General features: G+C 56.8%; 23 protein-coding genes. 16 read left to right on the top strand and 7 right to left on the bottom strand.

The annotated features are described in order from the left end of the window. The first annotated feature begins 47 nt into the window (after window positions 1–47). Together ACVBEJ_RS13345 and ACVBEJ_RS13340 are read left to right on the top strand one after the other, a co-directional pair. Complete coding sequence (locus tag ACVBEJ_RS13345; protein WP_447130137.1) at window positions 48–752, top strand: response regulator; 705 nt, start codon at window positions 48–50, stop codon at window positions 750–752. A 16-nt stretch (window positions 753–768) separates the two neighbouring features. After that, window positions 769–2,067 carry a sensor histidine kinase gene (locus ACVBEJ_RS13340; RefSeq protein ID WP_447130136.1) on the top strand — a complete coding sequence of 433 codons (1,299 nt, stop codon included), beginning with the start codon at window positions 769–771 and terminating at the stop codon, window positions 2,065–2,067. On the opposite strand, the gene mobA is transcribed toward ACVBEJ_RS13340, so the two are convergent. After that, window positions 2,055–2,648 carry a molybdenum cofactor guanylyltransferase MobA gene (gene mobA / locus ACVBEJ_RS13335; protein WP_447130135.1) on the bottom strand — a complete coding sequence of 198 codons (594 nt, stop codon included), beginning with the start codon at window positions 2,646–2,648 and terminating at the stop codon, window positions 2,055–2,057. The genes ACVBEJ_RS13340 and mobA overlap by 13 nt on opposite strands. Window positions 2,649–2,707: 59 nt before the next feature. Between mobA and moaC the strand changes: the two genes are divergently transcribed. The 6 genes from moaC to ACVBEJ_RS13305 all read left to right on the top strand — a co-directional run bounded on the left by moaC (window position 2,708) and on the right by ACVBEJ_RS13305 (window position 6,870). Then, on the top strand, window positions 2,708–3,181 hold the full coding sequence (gene moaC, locus ACVBEJ_RS13330) for a cyclic pyranopterin monophosphate synthase MoaC (protein WP_447130134.1): 474 nt from the start codon (window positions 2,708–2,710) through the stop codon (window positions 3,179–3,181). Continuing rightward, entirely contained in the window at window positions 3,181–3,432 is a 252-nt protein-coding gene (gene moaD / locus ACVBEJ_RS13325) for a molybdopterin converting factor subunit 1 (RefSeq protein ID WP_447130133.1), read from the top strand. The genes moaC and moaD overlap by 1 nt, the downstream gene beginning before the upstream one ends. Window position 3,433: 1 nt before the next feature. Further along, window positions 3,434–3,871, top strand: a complete 438-nt coding sequence (gene moaE, locus ACVBEJ_RS13320; protein ID WP_447130132.1) for a molybdopterin synthase catalytic subunit MoaE — start codon at window positions 3,434–3,436, stop codon at window positions 3,869–3,871. 54 nt (window positions 3,872–3,925) lie between these two features. Continuing rightward, window positions 3,926–4,942 carry a GTP 3',8-cyclase MoaA gene (gene moaA / locus ACVBEJ_RS13315; protein ID WP_447130131.1) on the top strand — a complete coding sequence of 339 codons (1,017 nt, stop codon included), beginning with the start codon at window positions 3,926–3,928 and terminating at the stop codon, window positions 4,940–4,942. A 73-nt stretch (window positions 4,943–5,015) separates the two neighbouring features. After that, window positions 5,016–5,528 carry a molybdenum cofactor biosynthesis protein B gene (moaB, locus tag ACVBEJ_RS13310; protein ID WP_447130130.1) on the top strand — a complete coding sequence of 171 codons (513 nt, stop codon included), beginning with the start codon at window positions 5,016–5,018 and terminating at the stop codon, window positions 5,526–5,528. Between the two features lie 118 nt (window positions 5,529–5,646). Next, on the top strand, window positions 5,647–6,870 hold the full coding sequence (locus ACVBEJ_RS13305) for a molybdopterin molybdotransferase MoeA (protein WP_447130129.1): 1,224 nt from the start codon (window positions 5,647–5,649) through the stop codon (window positions 6,868–6,870). On the opposite strand, the gene ACVBEJ_RS13300 is transcribed toward ACVBEJ_RS13305, so the two are convergent. Then, the gene (locus tag ACVBEJ_RS13300) at window positions 6,853–8,424 is read right to left on the bottom strand and encodes a tetratricopeptide repeat protein (protein WP_447130128.1); all 1,572 of its coding nucleotides are present in this window, start codon (window positions 8,422–8,424) and stop codon (window positions 6,853–6,855) included. The genes ACVBEJ_RS13305 and ACVBEJ_RS13300 overlap by 18 nt on opposite strands. Window positions 8,425–8,545: 121 nt before the next feature. Between ACVBEJ_RS13300 and ACVBEJ_RS13295 the strand changes: the two genes are divergently transcribed. Both ACVBEJ_RS13295 and ACVBEJ_RS13290 read left to right on the top strand, forming a co-directional pair. After that, entirely contained in the window at window positions 8,546–9,079 is a 534-nt protein-coding gene (locus ACVBEJ_RS13295) for a TlpA family protein disulfide reductase (RefSeq protein ID WP_447130127.1), read from the top strand. Continuing rightward, entirely contained in the window at window positions 9,080–9,835 is a 756-nt protein-coding gene (locus ACVBEJ_RS13290) for a HesA/MoeB/ThiF family protein (protein WP_447130126.1), read from the top strand. It abuts the gene before it with no gap. 164 nt (window positions 9,836–9,999) lie between these two features. Here the strand turns inward: ACVBEJ_RS13290 and ACVBEJ_RS13285 are convergent, their stop codons facing one another. The 4 genes from ACVBEJ_RS13285 to hisD form a co-directional block, all read right to left on the bottom strand. Continuing rightward, window positions 10,000–11,835: a SulP family inorganic anion transporter gene (locus ACVBEJ_RS13285; RefSeq protein ID WP_447130125.1), complete on the bottom strand. Its 1,836-nt coding sequence runs from the start codon at window positions 11,833–11,835 to the stop codon at window positions 10,000–10,002. 60 nt (window positions 11,836–11,895) lie between these two features. Continuing rightward, on the bottom strand, window positions 11,896–12,735 hold the full coding sequence (fghA, locus tag ACVBEJ_RS13280) for an S-formylglutathione hydrolase (RefSeq protein ID WP_447130147.1): 840 nt from the start codon (window positions 12,733–12,735) through the stop codon (window positions 11,896–11,898). A gap of 132 nt (window positions 12,736–12,867) precedes the next feature. Next, window positions 12,868–13,974 carry an S-(hydroxymethyl)glutathione dehydrogenase/class III alcohol dehydrogenase gene (locus ACVBEJ_RS13275; protein ID WP_447130124.1) on the bottom strand — a complete coding sequence of 369 codons (1,107 nt, stop codon included), beginning with the start codon at window positions 13,972–13,974 and terminating at the stop codon, window positions 12,868–12,870. A gap of 12 nt (window positions 13,975–13,986) precedes the next feature. Beyond that, window positions 13,987–15,318, bottom strand: coding sequence for a histidinol dehydrogenase (hisD, locus tag ACVBEJ_RS13270; RefSeq protein ID WP_447130123.1), 1,332 nt, complete (start codon window positions 15,316–15,318; stop codon window positions 13,987–13,989). 150 nt (window positions 15,319–15,468) lie between these two features. Here hisD and ACVBEJ_RS13265 point away from each other — a divergent pair, with 150 nt between their 5' ends. The 6 genes from ACVBEJ_RS13265 (at window position 15,469) to ACVBEJ_RS13240 (ending at window position 22,159) form a co-directional block, all read left to right on the top strand. Next, window positions 15,469–15,957, top strand: a complete 489-nt coding sequence (locus tag ACVBEJ_RS13265; protein ID WP_447130122.1) for a formate dehydrogenase subunit gamma — start codon at window positions 15,469–15,471, stop codon at window positions 15,955–15,957. Then, entirely contained in the window at window positions 15,954–17,483 is a 1,530-nt protein-coding gene (locus ACVBEJ_RS13260; RefSeq protein WP_447130121.1) for a formate dehydrogenase beta subunit, read from the top strand. Before ACVBEJ_RS13265 ends, ACVBEJ_RS13260 begins: the two co-directional genes overlap by 4 nt. Window positions 17,484–17,683: 200 nt before the next feature. Further along, a complete protein-coding gene (fdhF, locus tag ACVBEJ_RS13255; RefSeq protein WP_447130120.1) occupies window positions 17,684–20,569 on the top strand; it encodes a formate dehydrogenase subunit alpha in 2,886 nt (961 codons plus the stop codon). A gap of 70 nt (window positions 20,570–20,639) precedes the next feature. After that, window positions 20,640–21,434 (top strand): formate dehydrogenase accessory sulfurtransferase FdhD, encoded by a 795-nt coding sequence (fdhD, locus tag ACVBEJ_RS13250; protein ID WP_447130119.1) that lies wholly within the window; start codon window positions 20,640–20,642, stop codon window positions 21,432–21,434. A 55-nt stretch (window positions 21,435–21,489) separates the two neighbouring features. Continuing rightward, on the top strand, window positions 21,490–21,714 hold the full coding sequence (locus tag ACVBEJ_RS13245) for a formate dehydrogenase subunit delta (protein ID WP_447130118.1): 225 nt from the start codon (window positions 21,490–21,492) through the stop codon (window positions 21,712–21,714). Between the two features lie 73 nt (window positions 21,715–21,787). Next, window positions 21,788–22,159 carry a glutaredoxin domain-containing protein gene (locus ACVBEJ_RS13240; protein WP_447130117.1) on the top strand — a complete coding sequence of 124 codons (372 nt, stop codon included), beginning with the start codon at window positions 21,788–21,790 and terminating at the stop codon, window positions 22,157–22,159. Between the two features lie 78 nt (window positions 22,160–22,237). Here the strand turns inward: ACVBEJ_RS13240 and ACVBEJ_RS13235 are convergent, their stop codons facing one another. Continuing rightward, complete coding sequence (locus ACVBEJ_RS13235; protein ID WP_447130116.1) at window positions 22,238–23,245, bottom strand: hypothetical protein; 1,008 nt, start codon at window positions 23,243–23,245, stop codon at window positions 22,238–22,240. Window positions 23,246–23,429: the final 184 nt, after the last annotated feature.

The raw sequence follows: 23,429 nt of genomic DNA, 5'->3' as shown, positions 1-23,429 counted from the left end.
TGAAGAACTGGGTATGATCGTTCTCAATATTCATGGGAGTGGTTTGTATGAATGATGCCAAAAGCAGAATCCTGTTAATTGATGACGACCAGGATCTGACCGGCCTGTTGGCCACCTACCTCAAGGCAAATGGCTTTATGGCCGAGGCGGTGCACAGCGGTGCCGACGCCCTGAAGAAGCTGGAGCTGGACAGCGACTTTCACCTGATTGTGCTGGATATCCAGATGCCCGGCATGACCGGCCTGGAGCTGCTGCCCCAATTGCGTGCCCGTATCAGCACCCCGGTGATAATGCTCACCGGCCGCGGCGAGGAGGTCGACCGCATTCTCGGCCTGGAAATGGGTGCCGACGACTACCTGGGCAAACCCTGCAACCCGCGGGAATTGCTGGCCCGTATCAACGCGGTGTTGCGCCGCAGCCAGGCGCAGAAAAAAGAAGTGGTGGCCTCACAGGTCAGCCTGCATGGGCTGGAACTGGATATGGGCAGCCGCTCCATCACCTTCGATGACAAAAACCTGGAGCTCACCGGCACCGAGTTTGAAGTGCTGGCCATGTTGATGCAAAACGCCGGCAGCATTGTCAGCAAGGAAGATATGACCCGCAAAGTGCTGCACCGGGAACTGACGCCTTACGACCGCAGTATCGATGTGCATGTCAGCCGCGTGCGCCAGCAGTTACGGCAGTGCTTTGGCGACAGGGAATTGATAAAAACAGTGCGCGGGGTTGGCTATCAGATGATCGCCGAGAGCTGATAAAGGCTATCTCTTTATGCGCAGCGTGTTCTGGAAAATCTTTCTGGTGCTCTGGGTCACCAGTACCCTGGTGGTGATTTCCAGTTCCGGGCTGCTGTATATGGAGCAGCTCAGGCAGCTGTATCGAAGCGAATGGCAACAGAGTCACCTGGATGAGCTGCAAGGACTGATTGCCCAGTACGAAAATTTTGGTGGCTGGCGGGATATCTACGGTAGCCGCATTGCCTACAATTACAGCCTGCACATGCAGGTATTTGAAACCGACACCGCCACCATGATCTATGGCCTGGAAGACAGTGGCGATTCGGTGAACTGGCACAGTTTTGAGTATATTTCCGGCAGTGGCCGCAGCTACCAGGTTCAGATTCCACGCCTTGAAGGGGTTTACTGGTCCAGCGTCTCCCTGGCGATCAGCGAAGTAACACTATCGCGTTGGTTATTGACCCTGTTGGTGTCCGGGCTGTTCAGCGTGTTTCTGGCGTTGCTGATTATTCGTCCGGTAAAACACCTGCGTTCCCACATCGACATCATGGGCACCGGCGAGCTGGACACCCGGCTGGACCGCAAACTCACCTACCGCAAAGACGAATTTGGCAGCCTGGCGCGCTCGTTCAATGACATGGCGGACCATATTCAGCATCTGGTCAACAGCAAACAACAATTGCTGCACGATGTTTCCCACGAGCTGCGTGCGCCCCTGGCGCGCCTGCAAGTGGCCGGGGAGCTGGCCCGTTGCGAGGCGCAGGGGGCGGGTATCGACAGCGAGATGTACGACCGGGTAGAGCGTGAATGCGGCGCCCTTAACAGCCTGATCGATGAGATTCTCACCCTCTCCAGAGCCGAGTCCGGCAGCGACGAAGTGCTGGAAAAAGAGCCCTGTAATATCGGCTCACTGGTCGAGCGCATTATTGCCGATGCCCGCTTTCTCAGCCCGCAACAAACCATCAACCTGAAGCAAAGCGGGCGGGTGCGTGAGCTGTTGCTGCCCCCGGCGGAGTTTGAAAAAGCCTTCAAGAATATTCTCGAAAATGCCCTCAAATATGGCCAGGGCGAGCCGGTTGATGTGGAGGTCAGCTTCGGTCGCCGCCGGGTGCATTTGCAGGTGGCCGACCGGGGGCCGGGCATGAGCGAACAGGATTTGCAAAAAATATTCACCCCGTTCTACCGGGCCAAGGCCTACAACAGCAAAGAGGGCTATGGCCTGGGAATGAGCATTACCTTAAAGGCCGTGCAACAAATGCACGGCGAAGTGCAGGCCAGCAATCGCTCCGGGGGCGGGTTGGTGGTGTCCCTCCGGTTGCCCTATAAACCCTGATGGCCGGATAGTTGTTCAATATCCTGCGGGGTGTTGATGTTGTGAAAGCGCACATCCGCAAAACACACCTCCGCCGCCCCCTGTTCCCGAAACCACCAGCCCACTCGCAACTGCTGCCGGCGCAGGGCCGCCTCCAGCGATTCGGCGGCGCTGGTTGCTACCACCGCGCAGGTGGGGTGCAAGCGCGTACTGTCGCGGGCCACTGCCAAACCACGGTCATTACTCTGGGCCGCTTGCAGCAATTCCGGGTAGATATGCGCGGGTAGCTGAAGCTGATCGCAGGCACTGATGGCCACAAACGGCGTAGTTGCTGCCCGCACACCGGCCAGAACCCCCGCCAAGGGCCCGCAGTGGGCGTAGACACCATCATCAATGAGCGCAAACCCCAGCTGGCGATAACCTTCTTGGCCGCTATTGGTGTTTACCAGGGTAGTGCACACATGGGGGTGCAGGTTGTCGGCGGCGTAGCTCACCAGTGGTTTGCCATTGAGCGTCAACAAGCCCTTGTCACAACCACCCATACGACGGCCCTGGCCACCCGCTAAAATAATGCCAGTCAGTTGTTGTTTGTTGTGTTGCAAGGATGCTCCCAAGGGTGAATATGCTAAGGTGTGCGCCTATTTTCTGTGATGAGCGAGCGATGAGCAAACTGACCCATTTGGACGACAGCGGCCAGGCCCATATGGTGGATGTGGGTGACAAGCCCGACAGCCAGCGCCTTGGGGTGGCAGAGGCCTTTGTGCACATGCAACCGCAAACACTGGAGCTGATTGTCCAGGGAGGCCACAAAAAGGGCGATGTACTGGCGGTGGCGCGCATAGCCGGTATTCAGGCGGCAAAACGTACCTGGGAACTGATCCCTCTGTGTCACCCCATTATGTTGACCTCGGTCAAGGTGCAGATAACCCCCATCGGGGATGATAGCCTGCACATTGAGGCCCGCTGCAAAAACAGCGGCCAGACCGGGGTGGAAATGGAGGCCCTGACTGCGGCCTCCACTGCAGCGTTGACTATTTACGATATGTGCAAAGCGGTGGATCGCAGCATGAACATCAATAACCTGCGCCTGGTGGAAAAGTCCGGTGGCAAATCCGGTGACTGGAAGCGTAATTAATGACGATAGAACTGAAATACTTCGCGGCACTTCGCGACCACCTGCAGACCGATGGTGAACAGCTGGATGCGGTTGGTGTTTGTACCGTTGCCGAATTGCGTCAATTATTGTCGAATCGTGGCGGTGTGTGGTCGCAGCACTTATTGAGTGACCACACCCTGGCGGCGGTCAATCAGCAGATGGCAACTCCGCAAACCTCGGTAAACGATGGTGACGAAGTGGCATTCTTCCCGCCGGTAACCGGTGGCTGAATTGACGGTTCATATCCAGCAAGCGGATTTTGACCTGGGTGATGAATACCAGAAGTTGCGCCACAAGGACTGCGGTGCGGTGGTTACGTTTACCGGCAGTGTTCGTGGCGACAATGATATTGATGCCCTGTATCTGGAGCATTATCCCGGCATGACCGAAAAGGCCTTGCAGGATATTGTTGATCGAGCCCGCCAGCGTTGGTCGCTGGGGGCGGTAACGGTCATTCACCGGGTGGGATGCCTTGCCGTTGGCGAGCAAATTGTATTTGTGGGCGTGGCCAGCGGCCACCGCAGCGAAGCCTTTGCCGCCGGTGAATTTATAATGGATTTTTTAAAAACCCGCGCACCCTTCTGGAAGAAAGAACTGAGTGACAATGGCGAGCGCTGGGTGGAAGCAAAACAGAGTGATACTGACAAAGCCGAGCGCTGGGACTGTTAGCCCGGTAATACAAAGGGCATTTTGCCTTTTGTCGTGCGCGCCAATTGATAAATGATGAAGACTCAAACTGAAATCGCATATCCATCTCAACTGATCGACCCCTTCGGTCGGCGGGTGGACTATATCCGCATTTCCGTCACCGACCGCTGCGATTTCCGCTGCCAGTATTGCATGGCGGAAGACATGACCTTTCTGCCCCGCCAGCAAATTCTCAGCTACGAAGAAATCACTTTTATCGCCCGCGCATTCAGCGAACTGGGGGTGGGGAAAATTCGCCTCACCGGTGGCGAACCGCTGATTCGCCACGACAGTCAGCAGTTGATTGAATCTCTGGGCGCGCTGCCCGAATTGAAAGAACTGACGCTCAGCTCCAACGGCTCGCAACTGACCAAAATGGCCCCAACACTGAAAGCCGCCGGGGTGCAGCGCATCAATATCAGCCTGGACAGCCTTGACGCCGACAAATTCAAACGCATTACCCGCACCGGCAACCTGGACAAAGTGATTGCCGGTATCGACGCCGCCGTTGCCACCGGTTTCAAGAAGCTGAAAATCAACGCCGTGATTATGCGCGGCCACAACGAGGAAGAAGTGCTCGACCTGGTGGGCTTTGCGGTTGAACGCGGTATCGATGTCAGCTTTATCGAGGAAATGCCTCTGGGTCAGGTGGGTCACGACCGTGCCACAAGCTATTGTTCCAGCGACGATGTGCGGGCAATCATCCAGCAGAAATACCACCTGCTGCCCACCACCGAAACCACCAACGGGCCGTCTCGCTACTATCGTATGGCGGGAATTGGCGATACCCGCATCGGTTTTATCTCCCCCCACAGCCACAACTTTTGCGCCAGTTGCAATCGGGTGCGGCTGACGGCGGAAGGGCGCTTGTTGTTGTGCCTGGGCAACGAAAATTCCGCTGACCTGCGCGCTATTGTGCGCCGCTACCCTGGCGATATGGCTCGCTTGAAACAGGAAATTGTCGACGCCATCGCCCGCAAACCAGAGCGACATTATTTTGATGTAAATGACGAACCGCAGATAGTGCGGTTTATGAATATGACAGGTGGCTAGGCGCGGCCTGCCCGCCTGTCATCCTGAGCGTAGCGAAGGATGACACAATTCTGAAAATTTTAAGGCCAGACGAATGCCCGACTTAACTCCCCTCAATATCGCTGTATTAACCATCTCCGACACCCGCACCCCCGACACCGACACCTCCGGCCAGTTACTGGCGGATGCGGTGACGGAAAGTGGTCACACACTGGCGGGTCGGGATATTGTGGTGGACGATATCTACCAGATTCGCGCCAAACTCTCCCAGTGGATTGCGGATAAAAATATTCAGGTGGCGCTGCTCACCGGCGGCACCGGTTTTTCTGGCCGGGATTCCACGCCGGAGGCGGTTACCCCGCTATTTGATAAAACCGTGGAAGGCTTTGGGGAATTGTTTCGCCAGATTTCCCTGCAGCAAATTGGTACCTCCACCGTGCAGTCCAGGGCGCTGGCAGGGCTGGCCAACAATACCCTGGTGTTTTGCATGCCCGGTTCCAACAACGCCTGCCGCACCGGTTGGGAGCAAATCATTCGCGAACAACTGGATGCGCGCACCAAGCCCTGTAATTTTGTTGGCACGTTGCTGGGTAAACACGGCCATTGAGATTCCCGTCATCGCGAGCGTAGCGCGGCGACCTCCAGCAAAGTGCTCCGAAATCAGGAGATTGCCGCGTCGCCTGCGGCTCCTCGCAATGACATTTTTCGTTTTTTAAGGTGCTTGAATGTCAAATTTCCTCACTGTTGCCGAAGCACTCACTCATCTGCAACAACAAGTGCGCCCAATTTCTGATATTGAAACCGTTGCCCTGGCGGAGGCTCGCAGCCGGGTGCTGGCTGCGGATCAGATTGCCACCGTCAACGTCCCACCCGCAGACAATTCGGCCATGGATGGCTTTGCGCTGAACTTTGCCGATTTGGTAGAGGGCGGCACGCTGCCGGTAAGCCAGCGTATTCCCGCTGGGCAGGCGCCAGAGCCTTTGCAGCCGGGTAGCGCAGCGCGCATCTTTACCGGCAGCGAAATCCCTGCTGGTGCAGATACGGTGGTGATGCAAGAGAACTGTACTTATGTGGAGGCTGGCAATAGTGTCACCATCCATAAAGCGCCTTCCGATGGTGCCGGTGATAATGTGAGGGCCATGGGGCAGGATATTCGCAGCGGCGAGATACTGCTGAAAAAAGGCCAGCGCCTGCGCCCCCCGGAACTGGCGTTACTGGCGTCTATCGGTGTCGCCCGGGTGCCGGTGTACCGGCGGATAAAGGTGGCGGTGGTTTGCACCGGCGACGAATTGGTGGAGCCGGGGCAGCCCCTGCAAGCGGGGCAAATATACAACTCCAACCGCTACCTGTTGGCTGGTTTGTTGCAGGGGTTGGGTGCAGAGGTGGTTGACCTGGGTTGCGCCAAAGACGACCCGGCAGAAATTGAAGCCCTGCTGCGCCGCGCGGCGGCGGAATCTGATTGCGTGCTGACTATCGGTGGCGTATCCGTGGGCGAGGAAGACCACGTAAAGCCGGTGCTGGCAAAGCTCGGTCAGCAGGAGTTTTGGAAAATCGCCATCAAACCGGGCAAACCCCTGGCCTATGGCAGCTTGTGCGACAGGCCATTTTTCGGTTTGCCGGGCAACCCGGTATCGGCCTTCGTAACCTTTGTGTTGTTTGCCCGCCCTTATCTGTGCGCCTTGCAGGGGGCTGATTTCTGCCAGCCACGGCGGTTTGCGGTGAGTGCGGGTTTTGACTTTTCCCGGCCTCGCAAGCGGGAAGAATACCTGCGCGCCAGCCTGGAAGTGATTGACGGCCAGCTCACAGCGATGCCGCTGACAAATCAAAGCTCGGGCGTACTTACCTCCATCAGTCGAGCGGAAGTACTGGCGGTGGTGCCGGTGGGAGCGACAATTTGTCCCGGTGATAAAGTGGATGTTGTGCCCTTACAGTCACTGCTCGACTTCTAGGGATGGCTCTTCCGGCAGCAATTTTTTGAGCCGCGCTTTTGCTTTGTCGGTAACCTGACTGCGGTTGTTGGCAAGGCGACGATACAGGCCGATGGCGGTGTCCAGTTCCCCCTGCTGTTCGTAGAGCAGAGCCAGAACAAAGTAATTCCCTTTGTCGCCAGTGAGGTAGGTCAGCTCCTTGAGGACGGTGGCGGCTTCCACCATGCCCTGTCCTTCTGCGGTCAGTTCAGGCCGCTGTTTGTAAACCTCTCCCATACCCCACCATGCCTGCAGGTTTTGTGAATCTGCCTTGATTGCCTGACGATATTTGCTTCGCGCCTGTTTAACAACCGGGTAGCTGCTGTCCGGATCATGGTCGTTCAGCGCCTGTGCCTTGCTTAACAGCAGGTTGCCATAAAGTGTGTTGATGTCGGTATTGTATGGGTGCTCGGCATGCAGTTTTTCGATGGCTTGCAGAGCGTGCTCAATATTTTTGTTTTGCAGCCATTGGTCGCGTAACAGGTAGGTGTTTGCCTCGATCAAATCCGGATTTAATTGCGCCGCTTTTTGCAGCAATAACCGGCCGTCTTCACGGAAGTCCTCCCGCAGCCACTGCATTTGGCCAAAGTGGAAAGCAACTTCGCTTTTGTCGAGTGTGCGGATGGATTTGAAGTCGGTCTTAAAGGGTTCTTTAAAGGTGTATTTTGCGTATTTGTAATTGCTGGTTTTCAAGTACATTTTGAGTCGCTCGCCAAGTTCGTCGTAGCTGACGTCAAATGATTGCTTGAAGGCGGTGTCTACATCGACTCCCTGATTCCAGAGAAGCAGATAGTTTTTTACGCTATCTTGATATTCCTTGTTGGAAAAAAAGAAATGTTGCAGCGCCCATGCGTAATTGTAAAACGAAGACCGCTCCCGTTGCTTTTCTGGATATTCTGTGGCCTTAAGCAGTTTTTCGATGGGCACTTTATTGCCAAATGTCTGGCTGATGCCGTAGCTGCGGGCCCGGGAATGCAGGCCGTATTTTATGGTTTTTTTGTCAATGACCATTGTGGAAAGAAAGTCGGCAATGCCTTCTTCGTACCACACCGGATAGTTCGTCATTCTGCCGGTTTTTTTCAGCATAAAGTGAATGTATTCGTGAAACAAAATCTGGCGGGGGAAATGATCGGTTTTTATATTTTTGCTGTACCCGCTGATGTTGGCTGCACTGAAATTGCCTTCCAGTCGTTCAAAAAAATAGCCCGCGATATCCGGCCTGCTGCGTAACTTGCGAAAGTGAGAGCGGTCTTCAATGGCGAATATTTTAAAAGGTGGTGCATCGTCAATGATTTTTGCCTTGGTGAATATCTGGGCGAAATGGCGGAAGATTTCCAGATCGCGGGCAAAGGCTTTTACCTTTTTCTCCTTAGCATCGCTGATAATATGAAAATTCTCGGTTTTGACCTCCAGCCATTTATCATCCAGCAACTTTAACGGGTCGCTTGCGGCGAACACTGAAGCGGGTAACAGATAAAGTAGCGTGCTGAAAAAGAAAACGGACAGAATCGATTGCTGTTTGCATTGTGACAACATACCCTGTCACTCCCTCGCAAAGTGTTAAGAACTGTTGTGGAGCTTATCAAAAAACCGTTGACGAGACATAATCAAAACCTTCTCCACCATCAAAGTCTGACTTAATCAACAGGACGCTGCCATGAAAACCCGCAAAACCCCTATTCGCCTTATTCAGTTGTTGTTTATTCCCCTGGCCATTGTCGCCCTGAGTGGCGCCAAACTGCCCGCATTCAGTTACGTGGGCGCAGGCGACAAAGCCCCGGGCTTTTCAGTAACAACCACCGAAGGTGTCGCAGTGGATACCGAAGCCCTGCAAGGCAAAGTGATATTGGTGAATTTTTTCGCCACCTGGTGCCCCCCCTGCAAAGCCAAGCTGCCAATCATCGACAAAACCATTTACCAACAGATCGACCACAAAGACCTGGTGGTGATTAACCTGGGACGTGAACACAACACCGAAGAAGTGGCGGAATTTAAAGCCGACTACGATTACGCCATGCCCTTTGCGGCCGACCCCGGTCGCGCCATTTACGGCCAGTACGCCGAGAAAATGATTCCCCGCAGTGTGGTGATTGGCCGCGACGGGATGATTGTGATCCATCAGCAAGGCTCCAGCCCCGAGGCGGTCGAACACCTTAAGCAAATTATTCAACAGCAACTGGACGCTTCCTGAGTGAGCGAAGCGCTGCGTTACAGCCGCCAGCAACTTTTGCCGGACATTGGCGAACAGGGGCAGCGGGCACTGGCGTCGGCGCGCATTCTGTTGGTGGGTGCCGGGGGGCTGGGTGCTCCGGCTGCGCTTTACCTGGCCGGTGCCGGCATTGGCACACTGTTGATTGCTGACGGCGATACGGTCGATGTCAGCAACCTGCACCGTCAGGTGTTGTACCGCAGCGACGACTGTGGCGACAGTAAATCCGACAGCGCTCAAGCCCAACTGGAAGCCCTGAATCCTCACGTCAATATAGAGTCTATCGACGAGCGCCTGGACGACGAGGCGCTGGATTACTACGTGCCGGAAGTGGATATGGTGCTGGATTGCAGCGACAACCTGACCACTCGCCTTGCGGTTAACCGGGCTTGTTACCACCACGGTGTGCCTCTGGTATTTGGTGCTGCGGTGGGCTGGGACGGGCAACTGGCGGTGTTTGATTTTCGTGATAAAGAACAGCTCGATGGCGCAAAACAGCCTTGCTATCAATGCTTGTTTGGCGACCAGCTGCCCAAAACCCAAGCAAGTTGTGCGGAAATGGGGGTTATGGGTCCGGTAGTGGGCATGCTGGGAACAGCGATGGCGTTGGAAGCAATCAAGCTGCGAGTAGGGATGGATTCCGGTACCCGCAACCACTTGCAAATTTTTGAAGGCAAACGCTTTGCCTGGCGGGGTATGTCGTTGCGGGCGAATCCTGATTGCCCGGTGTGTGGTTGAGTTAGACGTTGGATGTTCGACGTTTGACGTTTGACGAAGTGACGGCCCTTAGCCGTCATCCCCGCGCAGGCGGGGATCCATTTTTTCAAAATGGTGGATTCCCGCCGCAGCCTGTCCCCGAAGGGTTTAATCGGGGGTGGGAATGACGGTGCTGTTCAGCGTTGTCAAATCGTCAACTTGAATTCTTCCGGTGTTTCTTCTTCCGGTTCTGCAAATACCGGACATTGTTTGAATACCCGCTTTTCACAATTTTCACAAATCGATTGATCCAGTGTTGGCACAATCAGTTTTAGCGCCAGGTCCGGTGTGGGGGTAAAGCTGGATGCGCGCAGTTGCCCCATGCCGCCCATCTGTGCCAGCTCCTGACGGATGTCACTTTTCAGGCCGCAGATATACAGGTTGCCACCAATGGCTTTGAGGCGTTGTTTCTCCTGTATCAGCATTTCCATGCCCGCCAGGTCCACGGTGTAGACGCTGGTGCACATCAGCATCAGGTGTTTTTCCGGGGTGCTTTCGTTGCACAGGTTTTGCAGGCGGCCAAGGATATGGTGAACCGAGCCAAAGAATATGGCGCCGTCGATACGCACAATTTTCATTTGCGGGCATTCTTTTAAACCAAAGCGTTTGATGCCCCGCAGTTCGGTGCCAGTATCGTAAGAACGCGGCGCAACCACCACCAGAGTGGGGATGGATGTGCGCCGCAGAAACATGATCAAGGACAGAATTACGCCAAAATAAATGGCGAATTCCAGTTCCACAAACAGGGTGGAGCCAAAGGTCACCACAAAGATGGACAGCTCCTGTTTGTCGCTTTTCAGTACGGATTTAATGTGGTGAAAATCGATCAGGTTCCAGGCCACCACAATAATAATGCCCGCCATCACCGGCATGGGCAGATAGGCGGTGATGCCGGGAATTAACAGCAGCACCAGTATCAGGAACAGGGCGGCAAAAACCCCAGCCAATGGTGTTTGTGCGCCGGCATCGTAGTTGGCGCCAGAGCGGGTAAAAGAACCGGAACCGGCATAGCAGGAGAAAAAACTGCCGACAATGTTGGACAGCCCCTGGCCGATAAACTCCTGGCTGCCACTGATGCGCTGCCCGGAGCGAATGGCCACCGAGCGGGCAATGGATACCGCCTCAACCAATCCCAGCACCGCTACCGCCATAGCACCGGGCAGCACGGTGGCAATGGTGCCTTCCGACAAATCCGGTATGGAGGGGGTGGGCAGTGAGCGGGGCAGGGCACCCACCAGGGCGATGCCGTGTCTGTCGCCGGAAATCAGCCAGCACACCAGGCTGCCGATAATCATGCCCAGCAGCATATTGGGCCAGCGCGGTTTGTAGTGTTTGATGGCCAGAGTCGCGACTATGGTGCTGAAGGCGATCACCACCGGATACAGGCTGATATTGCCCAGATTGGCCCACAGGGATGCCCAGGTTTCGATCAGGCTGGCGGCGCTGGGCAGCTCCAGGCCAAACAGGTGTTTTAACTGGCTGGTGGCAATCAGCAGGGCGGCCCCGGCGGTAAAGCCCAGCACCACCGTGTGAGAGATAAAGTTGATCATGCTGCCCAGCCGTGCCAGCCCCATGCCGTACTGCACCAGGCCACACAAAAAGGTGAGCGTCAGCGCCACCGCGACAAATTCTTCCGTACCGGTTTCTGCCAGTTCACTGGCAATCTTCATCACGATAATGGAAATGGCGGCGGTGGGCCCGGAAATCAAATGGCGGGAGGAGCCAAACAGCCCGGCAATAATGGGGGTGACAATGGCGGTGTAAATGCCATACACCGCCGGCAGGCCGGCAATCAGTGCGTAGGCCACCCCCTGAGGCAGCACCAACACAGCGCCAGTAATTCCCGCCATCAGGTCGGCTTTGAGGGAATTTTGCGAGACCTGCTTACCCCAGGTCAGAAAGGGGAACAGCTTTTCGTGCAGGCCGTCCATGCCCCTGAACAGTGAGCGCTTGGTTCGCAGGTAGGTGCGCCTTGCTTTCAAGTCCTTGCCTTGTACTGGAGTTGGAAAAGTGGTTTGGGCGTGGGAGGTTATATGTTAGCACTATCCCTGCAAATGTCGGGCATGAAACGCAACGTGCTCACCGATAAAACTGGCGATAAAGTAGTAGCTGTGGTCGTAGCCCGGCTGCATGCGAATGTCCATGGGGTAGTCTGCAGCTTTTGCCGCGTCCACCAACAGTTCGGTTTTCAACTGTTCCTCCAGAAAGTTGTCCGCATCGCCTTGGTCTACCCGTGTTGGCAGGCGTTCGCTGGCGTTTGCCAGCAGCGCGGTGGTGTCGTAGCGCTGCCAGTCATCGCGGTTGTTGCCCAGGTAGTTGCCCAGTGCCTTTTCACCCCAGGGGCAGCGCAGCGGTGAGCAGATGGGGGCAAAGGCAGAAACGGAGGTAAAGCGGCCGGGGTTTTTCAGGGCGATGGTCAGGGCGCCGTGGCCGCCCATGGAGTGACCGCTGATGGCGGCTGTGTTACTGATTTGCGGCAGTTCTGCAGCCACCAGTTGTGGCAGCTCCTCCACCACGTAGTCGTACATCCGATAATGCGTGTCCCAGGGCCCTTGTGTGGCATTGACGTAAAAACCCGCTCCCAGGCCCAGGTCGTAAGCGCCTTGCGGGTCGTCGGGCACACCGTCACCGCGAGGGCTGGTGTCTGGGGCGATGATGGCAATGCCGTGTTCGGCGGCGTAGCGTTGGGCGCCGGCCTTGGTGACAAAATTTTCATCGTTGCAAGTCAGCCCGGACAGCCAGTACAGCACCGGTACCGGCTGCTGCTCTGCTTGCGGTGGCAGGTACACCGCAAAGATCATGTCGCAGTTGAGCGCCTTGGAATGATGCCGGTAACGCAGTTGTTGGCCGCCAAACATTTTAGCGGCGCTGATTTGTTCAATGGGCATGGGGTTTTCCTATTAAATTACTGCGTCATCGCGAGGGAGTGAAGCGACTGCGGCGATCTCCAGATATCGGCAGAGGGGCCGGGAGATTGCCACGCCGCTTTCAGCGACTCGCAATGACGGCGGAGGTTAGTACACCACCACCGACCGAATACTCTCTCCGGAGTGCATCAGGTCAAACGCCTTGTTGATGTCATCCAGGGGCATGGTGTGGGTGATCAGGTCGTCGATATTGATTTTGCCGTCCATGTACCAGTCGACGATTTTCGGCACATCGGTGCGCCCGCGGGCGCCACCAAACGCGGTGCCTCGCCAGGAGCGGCCAGTGACCAGTTGAAACGGGCGAGTGGCGATTTCCTGGCCGGCACCGGCAACGCCGATAATACAGCTCTGCCCCCAGCCTTTGTGACAGCACTCAAGGGCCTGGCGCATGACGTTGACGTTGCCGATGCACTCAAAACTGTAGTCCACACCACCGCCGGTGATTTCCATCAGGTGGCCCACCACATCGTCCACGTCGTTGGGGTTGACGAAGTCGGTCATGCCGAACTGTTTCGCCAGCTCCACTTTGGACGGGTTGATGTCGACGCCGATAATGCGGGTGGCTCCCACCATTTTTGCCCCCTGAATCACGTTCAGGCCGATGCCCCCCAGCCCGAATACTGCCACGGTAGAGCCGGGCTCTACTTTCATGGTGAAAGCCACCGCGCCAATGCCGGTGGTCACCCCACAGCCGATGTAGCAGATTTTGTCGAACGGCGCGTCACTGCGTACTTTCGCCAGGGCAATTTCCGGCAGTACGGTGTAGTTGGAGAACGTAGAGCAGCCCATGTAGTGAAGAATCGGCTTGCCGTCCAGAGAGAAGCGGCTGGTGCCGTCGGGCATCACTCCCTGGCCCTGGGTTTCGCGAATCGATTGGCAGAGGTTGGTTTTCGGGTGCAGGCAGAAGTCGCAGGTGCGGCATTCCGGGGTGTACAGGGGGATTACATGGTCACCGGGTTTCAGGGAGGTCACCCCCGGCCCCACTTCCTGAACAATGCCTGCGCCCTCGTGACCGAGAATGGCCGGGAATGCCCCTTCCGGGTCGTCACCGGAGAGGGTAAAGGCGTCGGTATGACAGACACCGGTCGCTTTGATTTCTACCAGAACTTCCCCGGCTTTTGGGCCTTCCAGATCAACATCCATAACCTCAAGGGGTCTGCCTGCCTGTAAAGCAACGGCTGCGCGTGTTTTCATGGTCAGTTCCTCTTAGTTTTCGCTGTCGAAAGCTTCGTCTCTCAAGTGCGATACCGCATTGGCGTGGGCGTCGAAGCCCTCGTATTTGGCAAAACGGTGGGTGTGGGGGGCCATCTCCCGATAGCCCTGTTCGGTGACATAACCGACTGAACAGCTTTTCATATAGTCGAACACGGACAGCGGCGATGCGGTTTTGGCGGCCATGGAGGTGGGCAGCACGGCGTTTGGCCCCAGCACAAAGTTGGCGATAGAGATGGGGGTGTATTCTCCCAGCAGGATTTCGCCGGCGTTCTTGATGCTGCTCAGATGCTTGAATGGGTCTTTGCTCAAAATCAGCAGGTGTTCGGCGGCGTAGTCGTTGCAGAATTGCACTGCGTCTTGCCAACTTTCTGCAAGCACAATGCCACCGCTGTCGCCCCCCAGTACGGTGGAGGAATAATCCACCCGCAATTCGCTCATTTGCCCCCAGTATTCCTCAATGGCCTGGGCCGCTTCCGTGGCCAGTTGCTCGTTGTCCGTTACCAAAAATGCCGAGGAATCCGGGCCGTGTTCCGCCTCAATCAGCAAGTCCAGCGCCGCCAGCCTGGGGTTGGCGCTGCTGTCGGCCAAGACGATGGATTCGCTGGGGCCGGCGGGGGTGCCCGGGTCCAGCACATCCGCCACCAGCCGTTTTGCTGCCACTACGTAGGGGCTGCCGGGGCCGACAATCTTGTCGCACCTGGGTACGGTGTCGGTGCCGTAGGCCACTGCCGCTACGCCCTGGGCACCGCCACATTTGTACACTTTGTCGATGCCCACCAGCCGTGCCACCACCAGGGTGGCGGCATCCACAGAACCGTCCGGGCCCGGTGGGGTGATGATCACCGCAGTGGGCACACCGGCAACCACGGCGGGAACGGTGGTCATAATGGCCACACTGGGGAACGAGCCTTTGCCCCGTGGCACGTAACAGGCCACGGCATTGATGGGCGTGTAGCGGTCACCGGCAAAGGCGCCGGGGCGAATCTCTTTCAGCCACATTTCTTCCGGCATTTGCGCTTCGTGAAAACGGCGCACGTTGTCCACCGCGTAGCGCAGGGTGTCGATCACCTCGTCGTCAACCTGCTCGAAAGCATCATCGAACTCCTGCGGCGTGACCTGTATTTGGCCAGCGCTGATGTCCGCCTTGTCAAACTTGTGGGCAAACTCCGCCAGGGCATCGTCACCGCGCTGTTTTACGTCTGCAACGATGGGTTTTACGCTGTCGACAATATGCGCAATATCGGACTCTGTGCGGCGCAGCAAATTGGCCCTTTGCTGTGCGCTGAGGGTGGTGAGTTTATGGGTTTTGACGGCGTTTCTCATAACCTGGTTCACTGCTGAATAGCCTTGCCTGTGCGGTTGGCAATAATGAACGAAAAGCCTGTCATTGTCAGCAGGCACAGCAAAAAGTGGTTGCCTGTAATGGTTGCAAGTGATTACCCTGATCTTTTGAGTTGACGCGCGAGATAGCCAATGCCCGAGCCAGCTGTACCAGAGCAAGCCATCGTTTCACTGGGAGATGTTCAGGACATTATCGATAACCTGAAGTCCAAGCCCGGCGCCCTGTTGCCCATTTTACACGCGGTGCAGGGGCGCTACGGCTATATTCCCAAGGCCGCTGTTGCGGTGATTGCCGACAGTCTCAATTTGTCCCGCGCCGAAGTGCACGGGGTTATCAGTTTTTATCACTTTTTTCGCAGCGAGCAAGGTGGCGAGCACACCCTGTATGTGTGCCGGGCGGAGGCTTGTCAGTCTATGGGCTCCCGTCAACTGGAGGCCTACATCAAGGAAAAGCTGGCGGTGGAATATCACGGCACCAGCGCCGATGGCAAAGTGACCCTGGAGCCGGTGTACTGCCTTGGCAATTGTGCCTGCTCCCCCAATGTGCGCCTGGATGACAGTGTTTACGCGCGCATGGACCAGAGCAAAGTGGACAAGTTGTTGTCTGAGGTGATGCCATGACTGTCAAAATCTATGTGCCATCGGATACCACCGCCCGCTCCCTGGGGGGCGACCAGGTAACGGCTGAAATACAGTTACAGGCCGCCCGCCGCGGTGTTGAGCTGGAACTGGTGCGCAACAGCACTCGCGGACTGTATTGGCTGGAACCAATGGTGGAGGTAGAAACCGGGTCTGGCCGTATCGCCTATGGCCCGGTGGACGTCGCCAATGTGGATTCTCTGTTCGACGCAAATTTTCACAACGGCGGTGACCACCCGCTATGCTGCGGGCCAGTGGATAGCATTCCACAACTGGCGAAGCAGCAACGGCGTATGTTTGCCCGTCTTGGCGTCACCGAACCACTGTCGTTAGCGGATTACCGCGCCCACGGTGGTATTGCGGGGTTGCAAAAAGCGGTGGCCATGGCGCCCCAGGCCATTGTCGATGAGGTGAAAACCTCCGGCCTGCGCGGTCGCGGTGGGGCGGGCTTCCCCACCGGCATCAAATGGCAGACGGTGTTGGACTGTGACAGTGACGACAAATACATCGTCTGTAACGCCGACGAAGGGGATTCCGGCACCTTCGCCGACCGCCTGGTGATGGAGGGCGACCCCTTTGCGCTGATCGAGGGCATGGCCATTGCGGGTTTGGCGGTTGGTGCACAGCAGGGCTATATCTATCTGCGTTGCGAATACCCGCTGGCGCAGAAAATTCTTGAGCAAGCCATTGTCACTGCCTATCAAAGCAAGCTGTTGGGTGGCGATATCCTCGGCAGTGGCAAGCACTTCGATCTGGAAATACGCCTGGCCGCCGGCGCCTATATCTGCGGCGAGGAAACATCCCTGCTGGAAAGTCTGGAAGGCAAGCGCGGCCTGGTGCGCGCCAAGCCGCCGCTGCCCGCTATAGAGGGCTTATTCGGCCAACCCACGGTGGTCAATAATGTGCTGTCGTTGACGGCGGTGGTGGATATTCTCGCCAACGGCGGTGCCGCCTACGCCGCGCTGGGGATGGGGCGCTCTCGCGGCACCATGCCATTTCAGCTGGCGGGCAATATCAAATGTGGCGGGTTGGTGGAGGTGCCTTTTGGTATTACCTTGCGGGAGCTGCTTTACGACTACGGTGGTGGCTCCGCATCGGGCCGCCCCATTAAAGCTGTGCAAGTGGGCGGGCCGCTGGGGGCTTATTTGAGCGAGGCCCAGTTCGATACCCCCATGGATTACGAAGCCTTTGCCGCCATCGGCGCGGTGCTGGGCCACGGTGGTATGGTGGTGTTTGACGACACCGTGGACATGGCGCAACAAGCGCGCTTTGCCATGGAATTTTGCGCCGAAGAAAGCTGCGGCAAATGCACTCCGTGCCGGATTGGTTCCACCCGGGGTGTGGAAGTGATCGACAAAGTAATTGACGGCCGGGAGTCGGAGAAGAATCTGGCGCTGCTCAATGACCTGTGCGACACCATGGAAGTGGCATCGCTCTGCGCCCTGGGCGGTATGACCCCGTTCCCGGTACGCAGTGCAGTGCAGCAGTTTCGGGAAGATTTTGAATAGGCCCTCCGCCATCGCGAGCGCAGCGCGGCGATCTCGACCAGTTTGGCAGAGGGCTGATGGAGATTGCCACGGCCTTCGGCCTCGCAATGACAAAGGTAAAAGTAATTTATCATCCTGAACGCAGCGAAGGATCTCAGGCCAGGGCAACGAGATTCTTCGCTGCGCTCAGAATGACAGTAATGTGAGATTGAGGCCTAACCATGAACATGCCCGTACAACATTTCGACCCGTCCCTTCATAAAGGGAAGGACTTCGGCACCCCCGCTGTTGATTCCGATGTTGAGGTCACTGTCACCATCGACGGCCGTTCCATCACCGTGCCCGAAGGCACTTCGGTGATGCGCGCCTCATCCCTGGCGGGCATCGATATTCCCAAACTCTGTGCCTCCGACAATCTCGACGCCTTTGGTTCCTGCCGCCTTTGCCTGGTGGCCATCGAGGGGGTACGCGGCCTGCCCGCATCCTGCACTACCCCGGTGCGCGAAGGCATGGTGGTGAATACCCAGAACAAACAACTGGCAGATATGCGCCGCAATGTGATGGAGCTGTACATCTCTGATCACCCGCTGGACTGCCTCACCTGCCCTAGTAACGGCAACTGCGAATTGCAGGATATGGCCGGCGCGGTGGGTCTGCGAGACGTGCGTTATGGCTTTGATGGCAAAAACCATCTGAATGCGGAAAAAGACACCTCCAACCCCTACTTCACCTTCGACCCCAGCAAGTGCATTGTCTGCTCCCGCTGCGTGCGTGCCTGCGAGGAAGTGCAGGGCACCTTTGCCCTGACCATCGATGGGCGCGGCTTTGATTCGAAAGTGTCGCCGGGGCAAAACGAAGCCTTTATGGACTCCGAATGTGTATCCTGCGGTGCTTGCGTGCAGGCCTGCCCAACGGCGACGTTGATGGAAAAATCCATTATCGATCACGGTCAGGGTACCCACACCACAACCACTACCTGCGCCTATTGCGGCGTGGGCTGCAATTTCGATGTGGAGCTGCAAGGGGAGCAGGTGGTGAATATGACGCCCAACAAAGCCAGCCCCGCCAACCGTGGGCACTCCTGTGTGAAGGGGCGCTTTGCCTACGGCTATGCCACCCACAAAGACCGCATTACCGAACCCATGATTCGCGACAGCATCGACCAGCCATGGAAGAAGGTCAGCTGGGAGCAAGCCTTTGCCTTCACTGCAAAAAAATTGCGCGGCATTCAGGATAAGTACGGCGTTAATGCCATCGGCGGCATTACCTCATCCCGCTGCACCAACGAAGAAACCTACCTGGTGCAAAAACTGGTGCGGGCGGTGTTTGGCAATAACAATGTGGATACCTGCGCCCGGGTGTGCCATTCGCCCACCGGCTACGGTCTGAAGACCACCCTGGGTGAATCCGCCGGTACCCAGACCTTTGACTCCGTTGAGAAATCCGATGTGGTCATTGTGATCGGTGCCAACCCCACCGCCGCCCACCCGGTATTTGCCTCGCGCCTGAAAAAGCGCCTGCGGCAAGGGGCCAAACTGATCGTCGCCGACCCACGGCAAATTGAGCTGGTGAGCAGCCCCCATATCAAGGCGGCCCACCACCTGCAAATGAAGCCCGGCACCAATGTGGCCTTTATCAACGCCCTGGCTCATGTGATTGTGGATGAAGGGCTGGAAGCGCAGGGCTTTATTGCCCAGCGCTGTGAAGAAGACGCCTACAACCTGTGGCGCACATTTATCAGCGACCCCAAACAGTCGCCGGAGGCCACCGAGTCCATCACCGGTATTCCCGCCGCAGAGATGCGCGCCGCCGCCCGGTTATACGCCATCGCAGGCAACGGTGCCATCTATTATGGCTTGGGGGTGACCGAACACAGCCAGGGCTCCACCATGGTGATGGGTATTGCTAACCTGGCCATGCTCACCGGTAATTTGGGCCGGGAAGGGGTGGGGGTGAACCCGCTGCGGGGCCAGAACAATGTGCAGGGCTCTTGCGATATGGGCTCCTTCCCCCATGAACTGCCCGGTTACCGGCATATCTCCGATCCGGCGGTGCGTGCGCTGTTTGAAAAAACCTGGAATGTGACCCTGCAAAGCGAGCCGGGGCTGCGTATTCCCAATATGTTTGATGCGGCGGTGGAGGGCGCCTACAAAGGCATGTACGTGCAGGGGGAGGACGTGGCTCAGTCCGACCCAAACACCCAGCATGTGGAAGCGGCACTGGGGGCGCTGGAATGCCTGGTGGTGCAGGATATCTTTCTCAACGAAACCGCCAAATTTGCCCACGTGCTGCTGCCCGGCTCCACCTTTTTGGAAAAAGACGGCACCTTTACCAATGCGGAGCGCCGTATCTCCCCGGTGCGCAAGGTGATGGAGCCACTGGCGGGCTTGCAGGACTGGCAGGTGACCTGCAAGCTGGCGCAGGCCATGGGTTATGACATGCACTATAATCATCCGTCCGAAATCATGGATGAAATCGCCGCCCACACGCCCACCTTTGCCGGGGTCAATTATCGCAAGCTGGATAAGCTGGGCAGCATTCAATGGCCCTGTGACGACGACGCGACAGAGGGCACACCCATTATGCATATCGACCAGTTTGTGCGTGGTCAGGGTTACTTTGCCATCACCCGGTTTGTGGAAACCGAAGAACGCAGCAACCGCAAATATCCATTGCTGCTCACCACCGGGCGTATCCTGTCCCAGTACAACGTGGGTGCCCAAACCCGCCGCACCGACAACGTGCAATGGCACCGGGAAGATGTGCTGGAGATTCATCCCTTTGATGCGGAAGATCGCGGTATCGAGCACGGCAACTGGGTCAGCATAGCCAGCCGCGCCGGAGACACGGTATTGCGGGCGGATGTGACCACCCGAGTGCAGCCGGGGGTGGTGTATACCACCTTCCACCACCCGTCCACGGGAGCCAATGTGGTAACCACCGACAACTCCGACTGGGCCACCAACTGCCCGGAGTACAAGGTAACGGCGGTGCAGGTGGCCAAGGTGATGGAGCCGTCGTTGTGGCAGAAAGAGTTCGCCGAGCGCAATGAGAATCAGCTCAGCTATCTCCACCACTGTCATTCTGAGGAGCCGAAGGCGACGTGAGTATCTCGTACTCAATGGTTGTGAGACCCTCACGGTCGCTGCGCTCTCTCAGGGTGACAGGGGCAGCGGTGTGAAAAGCCACAAAAGCGTTCAGGTGCATCGCCGTGGCAAAACCGGTTGTGAAACCGACCAGGTAGCGGCAGAAGTGCCAATAGCACTGGTCTACAACGGCATCTCTCATGTGGTGATGATGGCCACGCCTCACAATCTGCAAGAATTTGCCCTTGGGTTTAGCCTCACCGAAGGCATTATCGGCGCGCCCTCAGAACTGTACCGCAGCGAAGTTGTTGAGGCGGATAACGGCATTGAATTGCAATTGGAAATCAGCGGGCGCCGTTTTCAGACTCTGAAACAATGGCGGCGCAACATGACCGGGCGCACCGGCTGCGGCCTGTGCGGGGCGGAGTCATTGCAACAGGCGCTGCACCTGCCAGAGCCAGTGGTCAGTGCGGCGCCTGTTGCGGCGGATGCTATTAGCCGGGCTATGGCGGTATTGCCGGAACATCAACCGTTGAATCAGAAAACCGGCGCTACCCACGCCGCTGCCTGGGCGGATAGCCAGGGCAATATCGTTGCCGTGCGCGAAGATGTGGGCCGTCACAATGCCCTGGACAAACTTATAGGCGCACTGTGCAATACACAGAGGCCAGATGGTTTTTTACTGGTTACCAGTCGCGCCAGCTACGAAATGGTGCAAAAAGCGGGTTGGGCAGGTATGCCCCTGGTGGCAGCGGTGTCGGCCCCCACCTCCCTGGCGGTTGAGCTGGCGGGTAAACTCAATATCACGTTGCTGGGGTTTGTGCGCGACAATCACTTTGCCTGCTACGCTCACAGTGCAGGTATAAAGCTTGATACGTCATTCTGAGCCCAGCGAAGAATCTCGTATGTCATTGCCGAGGATGGTAATTTGAGGAGTAACCATGAGCAGTATCACTGACCAATTGCCCCAGCTGATAAAAATGGCCAATCAAATCGCCGCCAACCAACCGGTGGAATTTGTCGGTGAAGACGCTGCGGCCAGCGCTGTGGCTGAGCATATCCAGAAATTCTGGGCGCCGGCCATGCGGGAGAAGATCATTGCCTATCAGCAAGGCGGGGGGGCGGAGTTGAACCAAATAGCGTCACAGGCGTTAAAAATTATGTAAACAGCAACTCGGCAGGGATATTTTCGCGTTTGAAGCACTCTATAGGCCCCCGGAATACATATCGAGCATTACCATGACAAAACGAAATCATTGGCTACCCGCCATATTCCTTGCAACCCCTTTGTTTTTGGCGGCCTGCAACCAGGCAGAAACCGTGGTGGCTCAGGACGTAGGGAAAGACGCTGCTGCCGCTGTTGCAGGGGAAGAACAGGTGGTTATCTATTCCGCTGAATGGTGCGGCCCCTGTAAAACCCTGAAGCGCAGCCTGGACAAGGAAGACATTGCCTATACCGATTACGATGTAGACCTCAATGAAAAAGCCCAGGAGGAGTTTCTGGCCCTGGGTGGCCACGGCCTGCCTACTACGGTGGTGGGTGATCAGGTGATTTTGGGTGATAACCCCCGTGGGGTGATTGCCGCGCTGGATGCGCTTAATCGTAAATAACATCACACTGCTCGCCACCGATTCGCTTTTTTGAGGTGGCGGGCAGTTTGGATTGTTTGCCAGTTCTTCAGTTTCTCTCTACTTCCCTTCTGTCAAGGGAAGCTGCCGGTCTGTAAATATCAACCGTTCCATATTTTTCAACACCACAACACCGTTGCGTGAATAATCGGAGTCGATCACGGTAATCTCGCCACCGCTGCGGTCGATGGTGTAGTGGGCGTAGGGGCCGGAGAATCTCACCGTGTCGCGGCCTGGGCCGCCATCGATATAGCTGACGCCGGTGCCCGGCTGAAACAGGGTGTCGGCGCTGTCGCCTTCCACAAAAATACTGTTGTCCTGGCTGACCGATACCCGATGCTCGCCCAGTTTATTTCCGGGGGAGACCTTCACGGTTGTTGAGCTGCTGGTTACCTGCTGCGCCACCGGCGTTGCCAGCTGCCATTGGCTGATTTCCGCCGGGGTCATGTTGTGTATGCCCGACGAGGGGGCGGCGTTAAGGGTAAAGAAGTAAAAACCGCTGGGGTCCGCCAGGCCCATGTCCCGGTAGTAGTCGATGTAAACATTGTGGCGGGGGTCGTTGCGGGGCAGGGATGAACCCTCGGTATTGCCTTCTGCCCAGGAGTGCACGCCGATGGTGGCGCCATTAATAATGGTGCGCTGTACGCCGGCTATAAAAAAGTCCACACCGCCGGAAGCAATGGAGCCATTGGCTTCGATGCGGGTGTTCAGGTTGGCGGTACGCAGGGCTCTGGCGGCTCTCAGGTTTTGATCGTCGTCCATGGAGCCGGGCACGTCCACCATGACAATTTCGGTGACTGAGGGGTGAGTTCTGACCAGGGTATTCACTGTGTTTGGTGAGGCCGAACCCAGCACGCCGTACATTCTGGCCTGGTTGCCGGAAATCACAAAGCACGCGGGGGCGTCTCTGTCTGCAGCGCTTTCGCACTGTTGTTGAGAGGTGGCGCCCACTACATTTTGGGCCGTGGGAGTGGGGCCGCTGCCGCCGCTGCCACAGGCCGTCAGAAATAATAGTGCTGCGGAGACACAAGTACTGTTGATGATTGCCATTGTGCTTTTGAAGTCCATAACAAGCTCCTGAAATATTGTGTGAATCAGGCGCTATGTTGTGGGATTGCGGATGTGGACAGTAGTTGTGGTTGGTCTTGGTTTGTCAGTGAATGTCATTGCGAATGCAGTGTGGCGATCTCCATCAGCAATCTTGTCATTGCGAGGCCAAAGGCCGTGGCAATCCAGTGCCTTTAACCACTAA

The organism is Porticoccus sp. GXU_MW_L64 (genome assembly GCF_052983295.1).
The sequence above is the reverse complement of the archived record's forward strand: the minus strand, read 5'-3'. Positions and strand labels throughout refer to the sequence as shown.

Bases quoted from the DNA above. Each gene is read 5' to 3' on its own strand.
- moaB (WP_447130130.1), top strand. From the start codon at position 5,016: ATGCCCGACTTAACTCCCCTCAATATCGCTGTATTAACCATCTCCGAC.
- ACVBEJ_RS13340 (WP_447130136.1), top strand. From the start codon at position 769: ATGCGCAGCGTGTTCTGGAAAATCTTTCTGGTGCTCTGGGTCACCAGT.
- moaC (WP_447130134.1), top strand. From the start codon at position 2,708: ATGAGCAAACTGACCCATTTGGACGACAGCGGCCAGGCCCATATGGTG.
- fdhF (WP_447130120.1), top strand. From the start codon at position 17,684: ATGAACATGCCCGTACAACATTTCGACCCGTCCCTTCATAAAGGGAAG.
- ACVBEJ_RS13240 (WP_447130117.1), top strand. From the start codon at position 21,788: ATGACAAAACGAAATCATTGGCTACCCGCCATATTCCTTGCAACCCCT.
- ACVBEJ_RS13245 (WP_447130118.1), top strand. From the start codon at position 21,490: ATGAGCAGTATCACTGACCAATTGCCCCAGCTGATAAAAATGGCCAAT.
- moaA (WP_447130131.1), top strand. From the start codon at position 3,926: ATGAAGACTCAAACTGAAATCGCATATCCATCTCAACTGATCGACCCC.
- moaD (WP_447130133.1), top strand. From the start codon at position 3,181: ATGACGATAGAACTGAAATACTTCGCGGCACTTCGCGACCACCTGCAG.
- ACVBEJ_RS13260 (WP_447130121.1), top strand. From the start codon at position 15,954: ATGACTGTCAAAATCTATGTGCCATCGGATACCACCGCCCGCTCCCTG.
- ACVBEJ_RS13235 (WP_447130116.1), bottom strand. From the start codon at position 23,245: ATGGACTTCAAAAGCACAATGGCAATCATCAACAGTACTTGTGTCTCC.
- ACVBEJ_RS13345 (WP_447130137.1), top strand. From the start codon at position 48: ATGAATGATGCCAAAAGCAGAATCCTGTTAATTGATGACGACCAGGAT.
- ACVBEJ_RS13295 (WP_447130127.1), top strand. From the start codon at position 8,546: ATGAAAACCCGCAAAACCCCTATTCGCCTTATTCAGTTGTTGTTTATT.
- ACVBEJ_RS13300 (WP_447130128.1), bottom strand. From the start codon at position 8,424: ATGTTGTCACAATGCAAACAGCAATCGATTCTGTCCGTTTTCTTTTTC.
- ACVBEJ_RS13275 (WP_447130124.1), bottom strand. From the start codon at position 13,974: ATGAAAACACGCGCAGCCGTTGCTTTACAGGCAGGCAGACCCCTTGAG.
- ACVBEJ_RS13305 (WP_447130129.1), top strand. From the start codon at position 5,647: ATGTCAAATTTCCTCACTGTTGCCGAAGCACTCACTCATCTGCAACAA.
- hisD (WP_447130123.1), bottom strand. From the start codon at position 15,318: ATGAGAAACGCCGTCAAAACCCATAAACTCACCACCCTCAGCGCACAG.
- ACVBEJ_RS13265 (WP_447130122.1), top strand. From the start codon at position 15,469: ATGCCCGAGCCAGCTGTACCAGAGCAAGCCATCGTTTCACTGGGAGAT.